Source organism: Rhizobium herbae (genome assembly GCF_019511375.1).
GTDB lineage: Bacteria > Pseudomonadota > Alphaproteobacteria > Rhizobiales > Rhizobiaceae > Pararhizobium > Pararhizobium herbae_A.
The window spans coordinates 1,186,525-1,204,940 of record NZ_JAEUAO010000001.1; the positions used below are offsets into that span (position 1 = coordinate 1,186,525).

Annotated in this window: 16 protein-coding genes and 1 tRNA gene; 8 read left to right on the forward strand and 9 right to left on the reverse strand. The window is 60.4% G+C overall.

Annotated features, from left to right (window positions below; all coding sequences use genetic code 11):
- Positions 1 to 53: 53 nt before the first annotated feature.
- From araD to chvE, 6 genes are all read right to left on the reverse strand, one after another.
- A complete protein-coding gene (gene araD, locus JNB71_RS05755) occupies positions 54 to 1,793 on the reverse strand; it encodes an L-arabinonate dehydratase (protein WP_220370834.1) in 1,740 nt (579 codons plus the stop codon).
- Between the two features lie 55 nt (positions 1,794 to 1,848).
- Positions 1,849 to 3,282, reverse strand: coding sequence for an aldehyde dehydrogenase family protein (locus tag JNB71_RS05760; protein ID WP_220370835.1), 1,434 nt, complete (start codon positions 3,280 to 3,282; stop codon positions 1,849 to 1,851).
- 68 nt (positions 3,283 to 3,350) lie between these two features.
- Positions 3,351 to 4,343, reverse strand: a complete 993-nt coding sequence (araD1, locus tag JNB71_RS05765; RefSeq protein ID WP_220370836.1) for an AraD1 family protein — start codon at positions 4,341 to 4,343, stop codon at positions 3,351 to 3,353.
- Between the two features lie 227 nt (positions 4,344 to 4,570).
- Positions 4,571 to 5,779 (reverse strand): multiple monosaccharide ABC transporter permease, encoded by a 1,209-nt coding sequence (mmsB, locus tag JNB71_RS05770; protein ID WP_220370837.1) that lies wholly within the window; start codon positions 5,777 to 5,779, stop codon positions 4,571 to 4,573.
- Complete coding sequence (gene mmsA, locus JNB71_RS05775) at positions 5,779 to 7,314, reverse strand: multiple monosaccharide ABC transporter ATP-binding protein (protein WP_220370838.1); 1,536 nt, start codon at positions 7,312 to 7,314, stop codon at positions 5,779 to 5,781. The genes mmsB and mmsA overlap by 1 nt, the downstream gene beginning before the upstream one ends.
- Before the next feature lie 121 nt (positions 7,315 to 7,435).
- The gene (gene chvE / locus JNB71_RS05780; protein WP_220370839.1) at positions 7,436 to 8,503 is read right to left on the reverse strand and encodes a multiple monosaccharide ABC transporter substrate-binding protein; all 1,068 of its coding nucleotides are present in this window, start codon (positions 8,501 to 8,503) and stop codon (positions 7,436 to 7,438) included.
- Positions 8,504 to 8,796: 293 nt separating this feature from the next.
- Here chvE and JNB71_RS05785 point away from each other — a divergent pair, with 293 nt between their 5' ends.
- Both JNB71_RS05785 and JNB71_RS05790 read left to right on the forward strand, forming a co-directional pair.
- The gene (locus JNB71_RS05785; RefSeq protein ID WP_220370840.1) at positions 8,797 to 9,774 is read left to right on the forward strand and encodes a LysR family transcriptional regulator; all 978 of its coding nucleotides are present in this window, start codon (positions 8,797 to 8,799) and stop codon (positions 9,772 to 9,774) included.
- 54 nt (positions 9,775 to 9,828) lie between these two features.
- Positions 9,829 to 10,296 carry a hypothetical protein gene (locus tag JNB71_RS05790; RefSeq protein WP_220370841.1) on the forward strand — a complete coding sequence of 156 codons (468 nt, stop codon included), beginning with the start codon at positions 9,829 to 9,831 and terminating at the stop codon, positions 10,294 to 10,296.
- A 4-nt stretch (positions 10,297 to 10,300) separates the two neighbouring features.
- On the opposite strand, the gene JNB71_RS05795 is transcribed toward JNB71_RS05790, so the two are convergent.
- On the reverse strand, positions 10,301 to 10,528 hold the full coding sequence (locus JNB71_RS05795; protein ID WP_018326820.1) for a hypothetical protein: 228 nt from the start codon (positions 10,526 to 10,528) through the stop codon (positions 10,301 to 10,303).
- A 377-nt stretch (positions 10,529 to 10,905) separates the two neighbouring features.
- Between JNB71_RS05795 and iolG the strand changes: the two genes are divergently transcribed.
- On the forward strand, positions 10,906 to 11,901 hold the full coding sequence (gene iolG / locus JNB71_RS05800; protein ID WP_220370842.1) for an inositol 2-dehydrogenase: 996 nt from the start codon (positions 10,906 to 10,908) through the stop codon (positions 11,899 to 11,901).
- Between the two features lie 59 nt (positions 11,902 to 11,960).
- On the opposite strand, the gene JNB71_RS05805 is transcribed toward iolG, so the two are convergent.
- The gene (locus tag JNB71_RS05805; protein ID WP_220370843.1) at positions 11,961 to 13,196 is read right to left on the reverse strand and encodes an ROK family transcriptional regulator; all 1,236 of its coding nucleotides are present in this window, start codon (positions 13,194 to 13,196) and stop codon (positions 11,961 to 11,963) included.
- Between the two features lie 230 nt (positions 13,197 to 13,426).
- On the opposite strand from JNB71_RS05805, the gene xylF reads away from it, so the two are divergent.
- The 5 genes from xylF (at position 13,427) to JNB71_RS05830 (ending at position 17,592) form a co-directional block, all read left to right on the forward strand.
- A complete protein-coding gene (gene xylF / locus JNB71_RS05810) occupies positions 13,427 to 14,467 on the forward strand; it encodes a D-xylose ABC transporter substrate-binding protein (protein WP_112859368.1) in 1,041 nt (346 codons plus the stop codon).
- Between the two features lie 117 nt (positions 14,468 to 14,584).
- Positions 14,585 to 15,910, forward strand: a complete 1,326-nt coding sequence (locus JNB71_RS05815) for a sugar ABC transporter permease (RefSeq protein WP_220370844.1) — start codon at positions 14,585 to 14,587, stop codon at positions 15,908 to 15,910.
- Between the two features lie 14 nt (positions 15,911 to 15,924).
- Positions 15,925 to 16,710 (forward strand): ATP-binding cassette domain-containing protein, encoded by a 786-nt coding sequence (locus tag JNB71_RS05820; protein WP_220370845.1) that lies wholly within the window; start codon positions 15,925 to 15,927, stop codon positions 16,708 to 16,710.
- A 195-nt stretch (positions 16,711 to 16,905) separates the two neighbouring features.
- Positions 16,906 to 16,982: transfer RNA gene (locus tag JNB71_RS05825), tRNA-Arg, on the forward strand.
- Between the two features lie 400 nt (positions 16,983 to 17,382).
- On the forward strand, positions 17,383 to 17,592 hold the full coding sequence (locus JNB71_RS05830) for a hypothetical protein (RefSeq protein WP_220370846.1): 210 nt from the start codon (positions 17,383 to 17,385) through the stop codon (positions 17,590 to 17,592).
- A gap of 163 nt (positions 17,593 to 17,755) precedes the next feature.
- On the opposite strand, the gene JNB71_RS05835 is transcribed toward JNB71_RS05830, so the two are convergent.
- Positions 17,756 to 18,226, reverse strand: coding sequence for an aminoacyl-tRNA deacylase (locus JNB71_RS05835; protein ID WP_220370847.1), 471 nt, complete (start codon positions 18,224 to 18,226; stop codon positions 17,756 to 17,758).
- Between the last annotated feature and the right edge of the window lie 190 nt (positions 18,227 to 18,416).

Consider the following 18,416-nt stretch of genomic DNA (forward strand, 5'->3'; position numbering starts at 1 on the left):
AAAAAAGGCGGGACAAGATGCCCCGCCTCCTCTGATTTCGACTGCCGTACAGATCAGTGGCTGTCCCTGCCGACCGCGTTTCCGCGACATCCCTTGAGGAAGTCGAGGTCGGCGCCGGTATCGGCCCCTTCGACATGCTGCTGGTGCAGCCAGGCATAGCCGGAAGCGGGCAGATCGTGGTTCGGCTGCCATTCGGCGAGCCGCCGCGCCAACTCCTCTTCGGAAATGTCTAGATGCAGGCGACGGTTCGGCACGTCCAGTTCGATCATGTCGCCGTTCTTCACCACGGCGAGCGGTCCGCCGACCGCCGCTTCCGGCGAGGTGTGCAGCACGACGGTGCCATAGGCCGTACCCGACATGCGGGCGTCGGAGATCCGCACCATGTCGGTAATGCCCTTCTTGAGCACCTTGGGCGGCAGGCCCATGTTGCCCACCTCGGCCATGCCCGGATAGCCCTTCGGCCCACAGTTCTTCATGACCATGACGCAGGTCTCATCGATGTCGAGGCTGTCGTCGTTGATCTTGGCCTTGTAGTCGTCGATGTCCTCGAACACGACCGCCCTGCCCCGGTGCACCATCAGATGCGGTGAGGCAGCCGACGGCTTCAGCACCGCACCCTTGGGCGCGAGATTGCCGCGCACGACGACGATACCGCCCGAAGAAGTCAGCGCCTTTTCGGCAGGCAGGATGACGTCCTCGTTCCAGTTGACGACGTCCTTGACCTCGTCCCACATGGTTTCGCCGGATACCGTCAGCGCATCCTTGTGCAGAAGGCCGGCCTCACCGAGACGTTTCAACACGACCGGCAGGCCGCCGGCATAGAAGAACTCCTCCATCAGGTACTTGCCCGATGGCATCAGGTTGACGATGGTGGGCACGTCGCGGCCGCAGCGGTCCCAGTCGTCCAGCGAAAGATCGACGCCGACGCGGCCGGCGATGGCGAGCAGGTGGATAACGGCGTTGGTCGATCCGCCGATGGCCGCATTGGTGCGTATGGCGTTCTCGAAGGCCTCTTTCGTCATGACGTCGGAGGGCTTCAGGTCGTCCTTGACCATCTGGACGATCCGACGGCCGGTGAGCTGCGCCATGACCTTGCGGCGGGAATCGACCGCAGGGATCGCGGCGTTGCCGGACAGCGCCATGCCCAATGCTTCGGCCATAGAAGCCATCGTCGAGGCTGTACCCATGGTGTTGCACGTACCCGACGAGCGGCTCATCGAGGCCTCTGCCTCGAGGAACTCGGCCTGCGTCATCTCGCCGGCCTTCACCATTTCGGAAAACTTCCACAGATGCGTGCCTGAGCCGACGCGTTCACCACGGAAATAGCCGTTCAGCATCGGGCCACCCGTGACGACGATCGACGGCAGGTCGACGGAGGCCGCTGCCATGAGAAGCGATGGCGTCGTCTTGTCGCAACCGACCATCAGCACGCAGCCATCCATCGGCTGGCCGCGGATCGTTTCCTCGATCGAGAGCGCCGCAAGGTTACGGTACATCATCGCGGTCGGGCGGAAGGTATTTTCGGAGGCCGAGAACACCGGCACCTCCATCGGAAAGCCGCCAGCTTCCCAGATACCGGCCTTCACCTTTTCGGCAAGCTCGCGCAGGTGCCCGTTGCACGGCGTCATATCCGACCATGTGTTGAGGATACCGATGACAGGGCGCCCGTCGAACAGGTCGTGCGGATATCCCTGGTTCTTCATCCAGCCGCGGTGATAGATCACGTCGCGGCTCGTGCCGCCGTACCATTCCTGCGAGCGCAGCTTGCGCGGCCACTCAGCTTTTTTCTTCATTGTCTTCGTATCCTTTGAAGTGCCGGACCGGCGAATGCCGATGCAGCGAAAATGCTTACGCCAGCGTGTAGGCGGTCTTTACAACGGTGAAGAACTCGTTCGCGTATTTGCCCTGTTCGCGCGAGCCGAAGCTCGACGCCTTGCGGCCACCAAACGGCACGTGGAAATCGACGCCGGCGGTCGGCAGGTTGACCATCACCATGCCCGCTTCGGAATTGCGCTTGAAATGCGTCGCATGCTTGAGGCTCGTCGTCGCAATGCCGGCCGACAGGCCGAATGGCGTGTCGTTTGCAACTGCAAGTGCCTCGTCGTAGTCCTTCACCCGGATCACGGACGCGACCGGGCCAAAGATCTCTTCGCGGCTGATGCGCATCTGGTTGGTGGCTTCCGTAAACAGCGTCGGCTGCAAATAGAAGCCGGGATTGTCGCGCGCGATCGTCTCGCCGCCGAAGGCGAGCTTGGCGCCTTCCTGTCTGCCAATATCGATATAGTCGGTATCGGTGGCAAGCTGGCGTTCGTCGACGACCGGGCCGATATGGGTGCCGGGCTTCAGCGCATCATCGACCACCAGCGTCTTCAGCTTTTCCGTCAGAGCCGCCACGAACTTGTCGTGGATGCCTTCCGTCACGATCAGCCGCGACGATGCGGTGCAGCGCTGACCGGTGGAGAAGAAGCCGGAATTAGCGGCAGCTTCGACGGCGACCGTGAGATCGGCGTCATCTAACACCACCATCGGGTTCTTGCCGCCCATTTCCAGCTGGAACTTGCGGTTATGCTCTATAGAAGAAGCGGCGACGCGCTTGCCCGTACCGGTCGAGCCGGTGAAGGTGATGCCGGCGAGATCCGGGCTGTCGAGCATTGCCTGGCCGACGACCGAGCCCTTGCCCATCACGAGGTTCAACACGCCCTTTGGCAGACCGGCGCGGTTGAGAATGTCGGCAATCGCCCAGGAGCAGCCCGGCACAAGCTCAGCCGGCTTGAAGACGACAGTGTTGCCGTAGCAGAGCGCCGGCGCGATCTTCCAGGCGGGAATGGCGATCGGGAAATTCCACGGCGTGATGATGCCGATGACGCCGATCGGTTCACGGGTGATCTCGACGCCGATGTTCGGGCGTGCCGACGGCAGCACCTCGCCTGCAAGCCGCAAGGCTTCACCAGCGAAGAAGTCGAAGATCTGCGCCGCGCGGATGGTCTCGCCGATCGCTTCCGGCAGCGTCTTGCCCTCTTCACGCGCAAGCAGCGTGCCGATTTCATCCTTGCGAGCCAGAATCTCGTCGGCGGTCTTCTTCAGGATCGCATGGCGCTCCAGGATGCCCGAGCGCGACCAGGCCGGAAATGCCGCCTTGGCCGCGGCGATTGCAGTCCTCGTATCGTCGGCACTGGCGGACGCGTAGAGGCCGACCACTTCTTTAGTGTTTGAGGGATTGATGTTCTCGACGCCATTCGTGCCGACCCATTCGCCGGCAATCAGGTTCTGGTGCAATGTCATGGGCCTAAAGCCTCCTTGGTTTGCGCGGGCGCCACGTAACGGGCACCCGCAGTCAGTGCGTAGCGGGATCAGAGCTGGCTGATCGTGATCTCGTCCTCGCCGGCAATTGCCAGCGTATTGCGCAGCGGCAGCCCGAATTCCGAAGCCTCGATTTCGAAGATGTCACCGGCCTCGGTCTTGATGCCGTCTCCGAAGGAAAGCGTCGCGGTCCCGAACATATGGACATGCACGTCGCCCGGTGCCCGGAAGATGCCATACTTGAAGTGGTGGTACTCGAGATTGGCAAAGCTGTGTGACATGTTGGCCTCACCCGACAGGAATTGCTTTTCCCACAGCACCGCGCCGCCGCGGATAATGCGCGAGGTACCGCGAATGTCGGCGGGCGCTTCGCCAATGCGGATTTCGGGACCGAAGCTTGCCGGGCGCAGTTTGGAATGGGCAAGATAGAGATAGTTGACGCGCTCTGTCACGTGATCGGAAAACTCGTTGGCAACGGCAAAGCCGATGCGGAACGGCGCGCCCTTGTCGGAGATCACATAAATGCCGGCCATTTCCGGTTCCTCGCCACCATCCTGTGCGAACGAGGGCGAGACAAGATCGCCGCCGGGCGCCACGGTTTGCGAGCCGTTGCCCTTGTAGAACCACTCCGGCTGAACACCCTTCTCGCCGGGCTTCGGCTTGCCGCCTTCCAGGCCCATCTTGAACATCTTCATCGTATCGGTGGCGCCCTCTTCCACCTTGGATACGGCCGCATGCATGGCATCGCGGGTCGAGGCAGACCCGAGATGGGTCAGGCCCGTACCGGTCAGATGCAGATGCGCAGCGTCCGGATGCGTAATCGGCGGCAGGAACAGCCCCTTGGCATAGACGTCCTGAAGATCGACGTCTTCGCCGAGGCCATGCGCCTCGACGACCGCCTTCAGGCTTCTACCTGAATTGGCCGCTTCCATTGCCAGCGCATAGACGCTGGTTGCACCCTTCACGGCGCGGGCGCCCTCGCCCAGTTCGCGAACGGCCACCGTGATCGAGCCGTCATTGTTCTTCACCTGGGAAATCAGCACAGCCTTATCCTTTTCTAAATCCGGGCTGCTTTTCGGCGTCAAGCGGCTGGCTATCGGCAACAACAACCCTTTGGGAGACACGGAGCGCTCCCGTCCATGGCGGCAAAGCCGCCGTTATCGTCATGATGCGCGGGCCGGAGCGTTATCGTCTCAAAGAGCACAAAGCCGCTCCGGCACCAGATTTGCATCAGCCGGCAAGCCGGCTGCGCGGGACGGCCCGTAACGGGTCAGCCCTTGTTCTTGTTGTAGACGTCGAAGAACACGGCAGCGAGCAACACCAGACCCTTGACGAGCTGCTGGTAATCGATGCCGAGACCCATGATCGACATGCCATTGTTCATGACGCCCATGATGAACGCGCCGATGACCGCCCCCGTGATCTTGCCGACGCCGCCGGACGCCGAGGCACCACCGATGAAGCAGGCAGCGATAACGTCGAGCTCGAAGCCGACGCCTGCTTTCGGGGTTGCCGAGTTCAGACGTGCGGCGATGATCATGCCGGCGAGCGCGGCGAGAACACCCATGTTGACGAACGTGTAGAAGGTCAGGCGCTCGGTGTTGATGCCGGAGAGCTTGGCCGCCTTCTCGTTGCCCCCCATCGCATAGATGCGGCGGCCGATCGTCGAACGTGTGGTGACGAAGGTATAGAGCGCGATCAGCAGCGCCATGACAACGAGGACGTTCGGAAAGCCCTTGTATGTCGAGAGCTGGAAGCCGAGGAAAATTGCCACGGCACTGATGATCCCCATTTGCAGAACAAAGAACGCGAAAGGCTCGTTTTCCGTTCCATGCAGCTCGTTCGTCCGGCGGTCCTTGACGCCGTAGTAAATCGCCACCGCGACCAGCACGAGCACTGCGACCAGAGCGAAGAAGTTGGTGATAACGCCGGGTAGCGGATTGATGAAATACAGGAAGTCCGGAATGAAGCCGGTCGACAACAGCTGGAAATCCTTGGGGAACGGCCCGATAGGCCTGTTCTGCAGGACCAGATAGGTGAGACCGCGGAAGACGAGCATCCCGGCAAGTGTAACGATGAAGGCAGGAATTTTCCGATAGGCGACCCAATAGCCCTGCGCTGCCCCGACAAGTCCGCCGAGAATGAGGCACAGCGGCACGACGATGGAGAAGTGCAATCCCCACTTGACCAGCATGATCGCCGAAAGGCCGCCGGTGAAGGCGACGATCGAGCCGACGGAAAGGTCGATATGACCGGCCACGATGATCAGCAGCATGCCAAGCGCCATGATCACGATGAACGAATTCTGCAACACGAGGTTGGTCAGGTTGACGGGCCTGAACAGCACGCCGGCAGTCAGGAACTGGAAGAACAGCATGATGACCACGAGGGCGACGAGCAGGCCGTATTCGCGGATATTGTTCCTGAGATAGTCCCCGATGGAGGGCGTGGTTTTCGGAGCGCTGGTTTCGGCGACCATTAGTGTTTCTCCCCGGAGCGCATGATGGCGCGCATGATGGATTCCTGGCTTGCTTCTTGCTTCGAAAGCTCGGCGACGATGCGACCTTCGTTCATGACGTAGATGCGGTCGCAGGTTCCGAGAAGCTCGGGCATTTCCGATGAGATCATCAGGATGCCTTTGCCTTCTGCGGCAAGCTGGTTGATGATGGTGTAGATTTCGTACTTCGCCCCGACGTCGATGCCGCGTGTCGGCTCGTCGAGGATCAGCACTTCAGGGCTGGTGAACAACCATTTGGACAAAACAACCTTCTGCTGGTTGCCACCCGAAAGGTTGACTGCCTCCTGATAGATCGAATGAGAGCGGATTCGCAATTTCGACCGGTAATCGGTTGCGACCTTCCGTTCCTTGTGGTCATCGATCACGCCATTGTTTGCCACGGCGTTGAGATTGGAAAGCGTCGTATTGTGCATGATGTTGTTGTTCAGCACCAGCCCGAGCTGCTTTCGGTCTTCCGTCACATAGGCAAGGCCTGCGTCGATGGCACGCGGAATGGTGCTCACATCGACCTGCTTGCCATGCATGAAGACTTCGCCGGTGATCTTGTGACCCCAGGACTTGCCGAAGATGCTCATCACCGTTTCCGTCCGACCGGCACCCATCAGACCCGCAATGCCGACCACTTCGCCGGCTCGGACGTTGAAATTGATATTGTGCAGAAACTGCCGGTCGCGGTGTTGCTGGTGGAAGACGTTCCAGTTCCTCACCTCAAGGAGAGTCTCGCCGATCTTCGGCTCGCGCGGCGGATAGCGGTCTTCCATGTCACGACCGACCATGCCCTTGATGATGCGGTCTTCGCTGATGTCTTCATTGTGACAGTCCAGCGTCTCCACCGTGCCGCCATCGCGCAGGATGGTGATCTTGTCGGCGACCTTCTTGATCTCGTTCAGCTTGTGCGAAATGATGATCGAGGTCATGCCCTGCTTGCGGAATTCCATCAACAGTTTCAGGAGCGCGTCGGAATCGGTCTCGTTGAGCGAGGCCGTCGGTTCGTCGAGGATGAGCAGCCGAACCTTCTTGGAAAGCGCCTTGGCGATTTCCACGAGCTGCTGCTTGCCGACACCGATATCGGTGATGCGCGTCGTCGGCGGCTCCTTGAGGCCGACCTTGGTCAGCAGTTCCTGCGTCCGCGAAAAGGTCTTCGGCCAGTCGATGACGCCGTTGGTGGCGATTTCGTTGCCGAGAAAGATGTTTTCGGCGATCGAGAGCAGCGGAACGAGCGCCAGTTCCTGGTGGATAATGATGATGCCGAGATGTTCGCTGTCGGAAATCGTCGAAAAATGCCGAACTTCACGGTCGTAGTGGATCTCGCCATCATAGGTGCCGGCGGGATAAACGCCGCTCAATACCTTCATAAGTGTTGACTTACCGGCTCCGTTTTCGCCGACAAGCGCGTGAATCTCACCTTCGCGGACCTTGAGATTGACATTGTCCAAGGCTTTGACGCCCGGAAAAGTCTTGGTGATGCCCCGCATTTCCAGAATGATGTTGTCCATGGTCAGGTATTCCTGCGGCAGTCCGTGAATGATGAGGACAGACAGACCGACAATACAAAGTCCCTCATCAAGATAAAAGGGCCCGCAAGCAATCGCGGGCCCCCAAGTGGGAGAGACGGGATCAGTTGTTGATCTGGTCTTCCGTGTAGTAGCCAGCGCCGACCAGAACTTCCTTGACATTGGTCTTGTCAACGGAAACCGGCTTCAGGAGGTAGGACGGAACAACCTTGACACCGTTATCATAGGTCTTGGTGTCGTTGATTTCCGGCTCCTTGCCGGCGATGATGGCCTCCGTCATGTTGACGGCAACCTTGGCAAGCTCACGAGTATCCTTGAAGACCGAGGAATACTGTTCGCCCGCGAGGATCGACTTGACCGACGGCAGTTCGGCGTCCTGACCGGTGACGATCGGCATCGGCATGTCGCCCGAACCGTAGCCAACGCCCTTCAGAGCCGAGATGATGCCGATGGACAGACCATCGTAAGGCGACAGAACGCCATCAACCCTGGCGTCGGTGTAGGTCGAGGAAAGCAGGTTTTCCATGCGGGCCTGTGCAACAGCACCGTCCCAACGGAGTGTACCGACCTGGTCCATGCCCATCTGGCCAGACTTCACAACAAGCTTCTTGGCGTCGATCAGCGGCTGCAGAACCGACATTGCACCGTCGTAGAAGAAGAAGGCGTTGTTGTCGTCCGGCGAACCGCCGAAGAGTTCGATGTTTTTCGGCTCGGTGGCGCTATCGAGCTTGAGGCCCTGCACGAGCGAGGTTGCCTGGAGCACGCCGACCTGGAAGTTGTCGAACGTCGCGTAGTAGTCGACGTTGCCAGAATCGCGGATCAGGCGATCGTAAGCGATGACCTTGACGCCAGCGTCATGAGCCTTCTGGAGGATGTCGGACAGCGTCGTACCGTCGATGGCGGCGATAACGAGAACCTTGGCACCCTTGGTGACCATGTTTTCGATCTGAGCCAGCTGGTTCGGGATGTCGTCGTCAGCAAACTGCAGGTCCGGGGTGTAGCCCGATTCCTTGAACAACTTTTCCATGGTCTCGCCGTCCGAGATCCAGCGGGTCGAGGTCTTGGTCGGCATGGAAATGCCGACGGTGCCCTTGTCCTGGGCGATTGCCGGAACTACGAACGACGCGACGCTGAGCGCTGCGGCGGCGAGAAGTGAGCTAATCAATTTCATGTATCTCTCCCTGAGTGTTGATCCAGGCAAGCTGTCCGGCCGGCCTGGATATGCAGCGCTTCGCGCAGCCGAGAGACGAAAGTCTCCGGCGGAGGTTTAAGGGGTGAAAGAAAGCCCTCCCAGGCCTTACACGCTCCCAAGCACGCTGGCGCACATGGCGGCAAACTGGAATCAAACGTCATAACTGTCAAATACAATATGGATGTATATTTATAACAATTTTGATATAGTAATGTGGAACAGTGTGATTTTTTGCGCGTGCTAAAGCATTTTTCTCGGAAGGCGGGTAAAACATGGACGATCCGATACAGAATTCATCCGTTCCAGTGGATTATTCAGACCGTGGAATTTTTCGTTCCGGCCTGAAGATGAGCCACCTGCAGCTGATTCTCGCCATCGAGGATCACGGCCAGATCAGCGCTGCTGCCGACGCACTGAGCATCTCGCAGCCCGCAGCCTCGCGCATGCTGGGTGAGGTCGAGGCTATTCTCAAGGCACCGCTTTGCGCCCGCGTCGCGCGCGGTGTCGAATTGACGCAATACGGGCGAGCACTGGCCAGGCGCGCCCGGACGATCTTCCTGGAACTGCGGGAAACGGCGCGCGAAATCACCGAATTGAAGACCGGTAGCGGCGGTTCGGTCTCGCTCGGCTCTGTCACCGGCCCGGCACTCAATCTGGCGGTTCCGGCCGTCCGCCAGGTTTCAACCGCCTATCCGGGCATCGAGATCAACATCCAGATCGAAAACAGCAACGTGCTCGTGCGCGAGCTCCTCGCCGCTCGACACGATTTCGTCATCGGACGCATACCCGACGAGATGGACCCGCGGCAGTTCAATCTGATCGAGATCGGCGAGGAGGATGTCTGCCTGATTGTGCGCGATGGCCATCCGTTGCTTGACAAGGACGCTGTCAGTTCCACCGACCTCCCCGGCTACGACTGGGTTTTTCAGCCACAGGGAACGCTGCTGCGGCGCGCCGTGGAGGACAGCTTCCTGTCGACCGGAACGCCCCTGCCCGCGACCATCATCAACACCTCGTCGATCATCCTGACGGTCTCGATCGTCCGGCACACCAACGCGATCGCCCCTGTCGCACGCGACGTCGCCAATCTGATTGCCGCCAATGGAAGCCAGGCCGGCGAAATCCGCGTACTGCCCACTGATTTCAACATCAAGATCCGTCCCTACAGCCTGATCACCGCGCGCGGCCGCGCCTTGCCGCCGAGCGCCAAGCTTCTCTACGATCTGATTCTCAAGCAGAGCACCGCATGATCAGGCCCGCAAAACCTTGTCGTGCATTGATATCCGCGAAAAAGGGAGAAGCACATGTTCGGGATGTCGGTGTTCCAGTCGGTGCTGGAACGGCTGAAGACTGAAGAGGACGAGCAAGGCGAGGCTCACGACGAACAGCTGCGGCCTGCGAACATACGCGGCCTCAACGCTGGCTTTGTCGGCAGCCTCTCGTCGTCTGGCACGATCGACGGCGGCGCTGTGCAACGCGCCTATTTCGATACGGCAAGCGAGGCTATGCGCGCTCCGCCAATACCGGCACCCAAGCCCGTCATGCCGGATCATCTTTCCCGCATTCGTCCCGAGCAGGTTGCCGCCGACCTCGGCTTGACCGACATGGAAACCGCGGTGGGCCTGACCGACAAGCGCCGGCGCTTCGCCGCCGAAAACCATCCAGACCGCCATCACCCGGACTTCCGCAACAACGCCACAATTCGCATGAAGATCGCCAACATGCTGATTGACGAGGCACAGCGGCGCCTGCGCCTGATGCAGCGAAGCTGATGGATCAGGCCGGGTCGTCCGTTTTCGTCTCTTCGACGACAGCGGTCTTCGGCTTGAAGAAGATGATCAGGACACAACCGGTATAGGCCGTAACGGCCAGGAAGATCATTCCCCAGGTGTTCTCGCCATGCCAGAATTCGAACGCCGTCCATGCCGCGCAGAAGCCGACGATCAGAAGCCGAACCCAGAGTGGCCGGTAGAACGGATGGTCCGGGTCGATGAACTTGATCATGCAAAGCGTCCTTGGGAGGGGCCAACCTTAAGGCCCGCGACAATGATAACAGCTTTATGTCCAAAAAGGCGGTCGCCGCAAGAGGAACACGGTTACCCGCTTGACGGCGCCTTCCAAGATAGAATAATTATTCCGAAAATAACAGCCATTGCTTTTTTATTCCGATTTTAAGCGCACCGAAGGAGTAAGCGCCTGAAACAGGGAATGAGAAGCGGGAGAGAGACAATCGCGCCGGCCGCCTCTGCGAGCGGGTTGCCGGGCGCCCGAAAATCGCATCAAACGCCGGAGCAAAGCGACTTCCACTACGCCTGTCCGAAGTGAGCGTCATCACTTCGCCCATTCGCGGCACCCCGCCGCCCGTCAAAAAGAGATGTAACATGACTGTCAGATTTGGTCTTCTCGGCGCCGGCCGCATCGGCAAGGTTCACGCCAAGGCCGTCAGCGGCAATCCGGACGCGGTGCTTGTTGCCGTTGCCGATGCCTTCCCGGCCGCCGCCGAGGCGATCGCGCAGGCCTATGCTTGCGAAGTTCGCACGATCGAAGCGATCGAAAAGGCTTCGGATATCGATGCCGTCGTCATCTGCACCCCGACCGACACCCATGCCGACCTGATCGAGCGCTTCGCCCGCGCCGGCAAGGCAATCTTCTGCGAAAAGCCGATCGATCTCGACGTCGGCCGCGTGCGCGAATGCATGAAGGTGGTCGAAGAGACCAACGGCAAGCTGATGGTCGGCTTCAACCGCCGCTTCGATCCGCACTTCATGGCCGTTCGCAAGGCGATCGACGACGGCAAGATCGGCGAAGTCGAGATGGTGACGATCACCTCGCGCGATCCCGGCGCCCCGCCGGTCGACTACATCAAGCGCTCCGGCGGCATCTTCCGCGACATGACCATCCATGATTTCGACATGGCGCGCTTCCTGCTCGGCGAGGAGCCGGTCGCAGTCACCGCGCATGCCTCGGTACTCGTCGATCCGGAAATCGGCAAGGCCGGCGACTATGACAGCGTTTCGGTCATCCTCGAAACGGCCTCGGGCAAGCAGGCGATCATCTCGAATTCCCGCCGCGCCACCTATGGCTACGACCAGCGCATCGAAGTGCACGGCTCAAAGGGCGTGGTTTCCGCCGAAAACCAGCGCGCCGTATCGATCGAGATCGCCAATGGCGACGGCTATACCCGCCCGCCCCTGCACGATTTCTTCATGACACGCTACACCGAGGCCTATGCCAACGAAATCGCCAGCTTCATTTCCGCAGTCGAAAAAGGCACCACCATCACCCCCTCGGGCGCCGATGGGCTCGCCGCGCTGGCACTGGCCGATGCTGCGGTGAAATCCGTCGCCGAAAAGCGGCAGATCCGCGTCGACGCATAAGTCACGCGACGCCTGATCCGCAAGGAAAGGCCGGGTTTTCCCCGGCCTTTCGTTTGCTCTCAGGAGGAGTCCGCTGCCGTTGGAAGCTGCCGAAAGGCTGCGATGTCATGATCCATGTCGGTCAGCGCCCGGTCGAGATGACCGTCGAAGACCAACCGCTGCTCGTCGAAGATGACGGAAATCTCCGGTCGTCCCTGCAGCCGCACCTCATGCGATTGTTCGAGCCCTTCGTCGATGCCGCGCTGCAGCAGATCGAAGTAACGCGTGCCTGGCCCGCCGATGTAGATCGGCATGCGCTCGTGCAGGCTGAGCAAGCGCGACAGGCCGTTGCCGAGCGCGATGCCGGCCTGACGGAACGCATAGCCCGCCATCCGGTTTCCCTGCCGGGCGCTGGCGGCAACCTTGTCCATTTCAGCAAGCGGAACGAACTTCGCCGGAATAGTATCCGGCGGCACCTCGAATGCGGCACGCAGGATGCCATAGAACCCCGCCGACGCCTCGATGCAACCAAACGAGCCACAGCGACAGAGGCAACCGTTGGCCGCATGCAGCATATGTCCGAAATTGGGTGCGGTCGCCTCGAGCTCGCCAAACCGGTCCTTGCGGGCAATGCCGAGCCCGACGCTATGACCGAGTGACAGCGCTGCCAGTGCGCGAAACGAGCCGCTCTGAGCCGAGTCCGCCTTCATCCCCAGTGCCTGGGCGACCAGCAGGGTCTCGTTGTTCAACGTCACCTTGGCGCGCCATTCCGGCTTGAGCAGCGCAGCGAAATCGATCTGCTCGCCGCCAAAGACCGGCGACCATAAAAGCCGCGGCCCGTCCGCATCGACAGTACCCTTGCTGCTGATCGAAACCGCCAGGATTTGTGATTTGGCCAGATGCGAGCGATTGATCAGCCGCGTCAACGCATCGAGAAATCCATCGGCGAAAGGCTTGGTTCCCCCGATCTTGGGATTGCGCGGCTCTTCGAAGCGGTCGATCAGTCGTCCGGAATAGTCGACAAGGGAATATTGAACCACGTCCGAGGATATTCTCACGGCGATGAGGAACCCGCTATCGCGGCGCTGCGCAAACAGCACGCGCGGGCGGCCGCGGCCGCCATGGGGCTGCTGTTCCGCCTTCTCGATGACCTCGGCCCGCTCCAGTTCAGCGGTGATCGCCGAGACGGTGGCCGATGCCAATCCGGTCTGTTCCGAAATATCCGTATGCGACAGCGGGCCCATGCGCCTGAGCGCCGCAAGTACGAGTGCGCTGTTCTGCTGACGCACCAGTTCGGTGCTGGATTTGCTCAGCATCGCGCATTCCTGTTATCGCTGATGATTCTCACAAACACATGCTCCTCCCAAAGCATCTGTCCGGTGCAAAAGCCTTTGTCAAAGCCTTGTTGACAGCCCCAAAAAACTCTGACATCTATTTTCTCGACTGTCGAGAAAAAACTCTTGCGGGTTGGCGACAGGCATTTTTGCTGGCCGGGGGTCGTGCGGGAGGTTCGCACGGACGGCCAGCGGCCATTTGGGAGGACTTCATGAAATCAGTTTTGAAACTGATGGCAGGCGTTGCCATCATTGCGTCCATGCATTCCGCAGCCGTCGCCAAGGATCTGGTGGTCGGCGTTTCCTGGTCGAACTTCCAGGAAGAGCGCTGGAAAACCGACGAAGCTGCAATCAAGGCCGCGCTTGAAGCATCTGGTGACAAGTATATTTCCGCTGACGCCCAGGCGTCCGCCGCAAAGCAGTTGACCGACATTGAATCCCTGATCGCACAGGGCGCCAATGCCCTGATCGTTCTGGCGCAGGATTCCGAAGCCATCGGCCCGGCGATCGAGAAGGCCGCTGCCGAAGGCATCCCGGTCGTCGGTTACGACCGCCTGATCGAAAATCCGGCCGCCTACTACATCACGTTCGATAACAAGGAAGTTGGACGGATGCAGGCCCGCGAAGTGTTCAAGGTGAAGCCGGAAGGCAACTATGTCTTCATCAAGGGTGCATCGACCGATCCGAACGCCGACTTCCTGTTCTCCGGACAGATGGAAGTGCTGAAGGAAGCCATGGATGCCGGCAAGATCAAGAACGTCGGCGAAGCTTACACCGATGGCTGGAAGCCTGAAGTTGCTCAGAAGAACATGGAGCAGTTCCTGACCGCCAACGACAACAAGGTCGATGGCGTCGTCTCCTCGAACGACGGCATGGCCGGCGGTGTGGTCGCGGCTCTCGAAGCACAGGGGCTCGCAGGCTCCGTGCCGGTTTCCGGCCAGGACGGCGACAAGGCCGCTCTGAACCGCGTGGCACTCGGCACGCAGACCGTATCCGTCTGGAAGGACTCGCGTGAACTCGGCAAGAAGGCCGGCGAGATCGCCGTGGCGCTTGCCGGCGGCGCGTCCATGGATGCCGTCGAAGGCACTGTCAAGTTCTCCGGCGGCCCGAAGGGTGTCGAGATGAATTCGTTCTTCATCGCACCGCAGCCGATCACCAAGGATAACCTGAACGTCGTCATCGACGCGGGCTGGATTTCCAAGGAAGAAACCTGCCAGGGCGTCAAGGCCGGAACCGTTGCCGTCTGCAACTGATCCGATTCCGGACATGGGCAAATAAGGTCCCGTCAAGAGCGCCGCAGCGAGCACCGTTGCGGCGCTTCTCCGATGTCCGGAGCTCGAACGACAAGAAAAAGGGGGAGTATCCAGGAAATGGCAAATACCACCATTGCCGCACCTTCCGGCAGCGCACGCCAGGCAGAGGGCACGGCCTTGCAGAGATTTTTGCAGGCAACCGAGATAGATACACGGCTTCTCGGCATGATCGCGGCGCTTCTGATTATCTGGCTCGGCTTTCAGATTTCGACAGGCGGGCTCTTCGGCGGGCTCTTCCTGACCCCGCGCAACCTCTGGAACCTGACGGTTCAGGCCGCGTCCGTATCGGTCATGGCGACAGGCATGGTGCTGGTCATCGTCACCCGCAACATCGACCTGTCAGTCGGTTCGATCCTCGGTTTCGTCGGCATGATCATGGCAATCACCCAGGCCAAGATCCTGCCGCCGCTGATCGGCTTCGACCATCCCGCCACATGGATCATCGCGCTTGCGGTCGGCATTGCACTCGGAACCGCCATCGGCGCCTTCCAGGGGCTTATCGTTGCTTTTCTCAACGTGCCTTCCTTCATCGTCACGCTCGGCGGACTGCTGGTCTGGCGCGCCGGCGCCTTCCTCGTCATCAGCGGTGCGACGGTCGCGCCGATGGATACGACCTTCCGCATGATGGGCGGCGGCGCAGAAGGATCAATCGGCGCGACGGCGAGCTGGATCGTCGGCGTCATCGCCTGCCTGTTCATCGTCGCGTCGATCATCAATTCGCGCAAGCAGCGCAAGCGCTTCGGTTTCCCGCTGCGGCCGATGTGGGCGGAATATTTCCTCTCGGTCGTCGGCTGCGTCACGGTGCTCTGCGCCGTCTGGGTACTGAACAGCTATTACATGCCGGTCAACCTCGCCAAGAAATACGCCGAGGCCCATAACATTCCCTGGCCCGAAGGCGGCCTGCAGATCCCGCTCGGCATCGCCATCCCGGTTCTGATGGCCGTCGGCATTGCGATTGCCATGAGTTTCCTCACCACCCGCACCCGCTTCGGCCGCTATGTCTTCGCCATCGGCGGCAATCCGGAAGCAGCCGAACTCGCCGGCATCAAGACCCGCTGGGTGACAGTGCGCATCTTCGCTCTGATGGGCGCGCTCTGCGCCATCGCAGCCGCGATCTCAACGGCTCGCCTCAATGCTGCGACCAATGCGCAAGGCACGCTCGACGAGCTCTATACCATTGCTGCGGCGGTCATCGGGGGCACGTCGCTTGCCGGCGGCATGGGAACGATCGCCGGTGCGGTACTCGGCGCGATCGTCATGCAATCGCTGCAATCGGGCATGGTGCTCCTGCGTGTCGATACCCCGCTGCAAAGCATCGTCATCGGCGTCGTGCTGGTCATGGCCGTCTGGCTGGATACCGTCTATCGCGGTCGGGCCAAGTAAGAGGAGTTCGAATAATGACGCAACAACGCACTCCCCTCGTGGAAATGAAGAACATTTCCATATCTTTCGGCGGTATCCACGCCGTCGACAACGCTTCGGTCGATCTCTACCCGGGCGAAGTCGTCGCCCTGCTCGGCCATAACGGCGCCGGCAAATCGACGCTGATCAAGATCCTGTCGGGCGCCTACAAGCGCGACGCCGGCGAAATCCTGATCAACGGCGAGCCCGTCCATATCAGCAATCCGCGCGACGCCAAGAAATACGGCATCGAGACGATCTATCAGACGCTCGCCGTCGCCGACAATGTCGATGCCGCGGCCAACCTCTATCTCGGCCGCGAGCTCAGAACCCCCTGGGGCACGCTGGACGATGTCGCGATGGAAGCCAAGGCCCGCGAAGTGATGGGACGGCTCAACCCCAACTTCCGCCGCTTCAAGGAGCCGGTGAAGGCGCTGTCCGGCGGTCAACGCCAGTCGGTGGCGATCGCCCGCGCCATCCTGTTTGATGCCCGCATCCTGATCATGGACGAGCCGACGGCAGCGCTCGGACCGCAGGAAACGGCACAGGTCGGCGAACTGATCAAGCAGCTGAAGCGCGAAGGTATCGGCATCTTCCTGATCAGCCACGACATCCACGACGTCTTCGATCTCGCCGATCGCGTCTCGGTAATGAAGAACGGCCAGGTCGTGGGCCATGCCCGCACGGAGGATGTCACCAAGGACGAAGTGCTCGGCATGATCATCCTCGGCAAATGCCCACCCAAAGCCATCCCCGGCCCGGGCGCCATGCAGACGGCGTGAGCTTCGCCTTTGCGTGAAATCAAATGCCGCGCTCGTAGGCGCGGCATTTTTCGTCATCTCGTGCAGCCGTCACCGATAACATGCGGCAAACTCGGGATTTTCCTTCCAAAGCTGTGCATTGACCATTGATGCTGAGCATTTCCTGGGCTATGAACCGCTCACAGCCTGCTTCGGCGGTCTCGAACCGCCGCGGATGCACCCGTAGCTCAGCTGGATAGAGTGTTGGATTCCGATTCCAAAGGTCACAGGTTCGAATCCTGTCGGGTGCGCCACTTAACTCTTGTCCAACCCGAAGACATAGGTAACAGCCTGCCTCGCCAAGCAGCAAAATGCAGCGGAACGCACGATCCATGGGGACGATTGTTCCAGACATGCGCATAACGAAGCAGGTCGCCACAGCGCTCCGTCTGAAGGCCACAAAATAAGCGGAAACGTTGCGTCCGGCGCAGCCAGCGTCCGACGAGTCTTGCCAGCCAGGCTTCCCCGCATGCCTAACTTGAAGGCGGCCCTCATCCCTTTGGATGAATGGTTGTAGCACCCTGCTTGTGAGATACTTGCACAGACGCCGAGGTCCCCCCGCGAGGCGCTTGCATCTCAGCGTGAACGCTTTTCATCACGACAACGCACGAACCAATTCCAACGATTGGTGAAGTTTGCTTACGAGGCGTGATCATGAAAACCTATGCGGCATTGCTTTTCGCAGTCGCCATACTGCTGTGCAACCCTCATAGCCGGTACGTCACCTTGCCTGGATATGCCTTCAAAACCGATCCAGCTTGCAAGCGCACGCAACCGATCTCCAGGTTCGACAGGCGCTGTGATTATCCCAGCCTTGGGTTTCCCGACTTCGTGCCGCCGATAATCGGGATCGTCGGAGTTTGACCCGACAGCGCCGCTCCGTCTTATCAGGCGCACAAAAGTCGCGCTGCAAGGTCCTCAAATCCGCTACGATCCAAGGAAACCTGCCGGAGGCGAGCGAAAGCGAGGCGGCCGGCGCCGCAGCTCCGCCGGCCAGAGCGGGGCGCGCCTCGGGAGCTCATCCCGTCTAAGCCGCGTGGCTGAAGCGGGCGACCCGCGCGTCCTTCATCAGGCTCCGGAAACTCGGTCCGCTGACATGCACCAATGTCTTGTGATCACCGCCCTCGAAATAGACGTCGCTGGCGTTGCCGAGGCTTTCGTCGAGGATCACCGGCACATCGTAGGCCGATCCGATGGGCGGCACCGCTCCGACGTCGCAATCGGCAAACAGCGAGCTGACCTCATCCTCCGAGGCGAGGCCAAGACGCCTGTTCATCACATCCTGCAATGTGGAGAGTTCGATCCGGTGGGTGCTCGGCACGACGGCGAGGACGTACCCCATTTCGTGATGGACGACCACCGATTTGGCCAGCCTGTTGCCCGGAACATGGGCCGCTTGCGCTGTCTGGCTGGTTGTCGCCGTACGGTGATGAGCGACAGTGTCGTAGGCGATACCCTCGCCGTCGATATAGTCCTGAAGTTTCCTGGCGATCGTCATCGTAGGTACCTCCTGATCTTGCGTGCTGACGCATGAAAGCGGCATTTTCCTCCCATCACCAGCGAAGTCAACGACGAATGGACCGCCTCTGGCACGAGCGGCGGCCCGCTTGGATTGACCCTTCCGGTTGTCGCAGAAGGATCGCCGTTGCTCCGACATCGCCTCTGCGGCCCGGCAGGCAGGCCGCTGT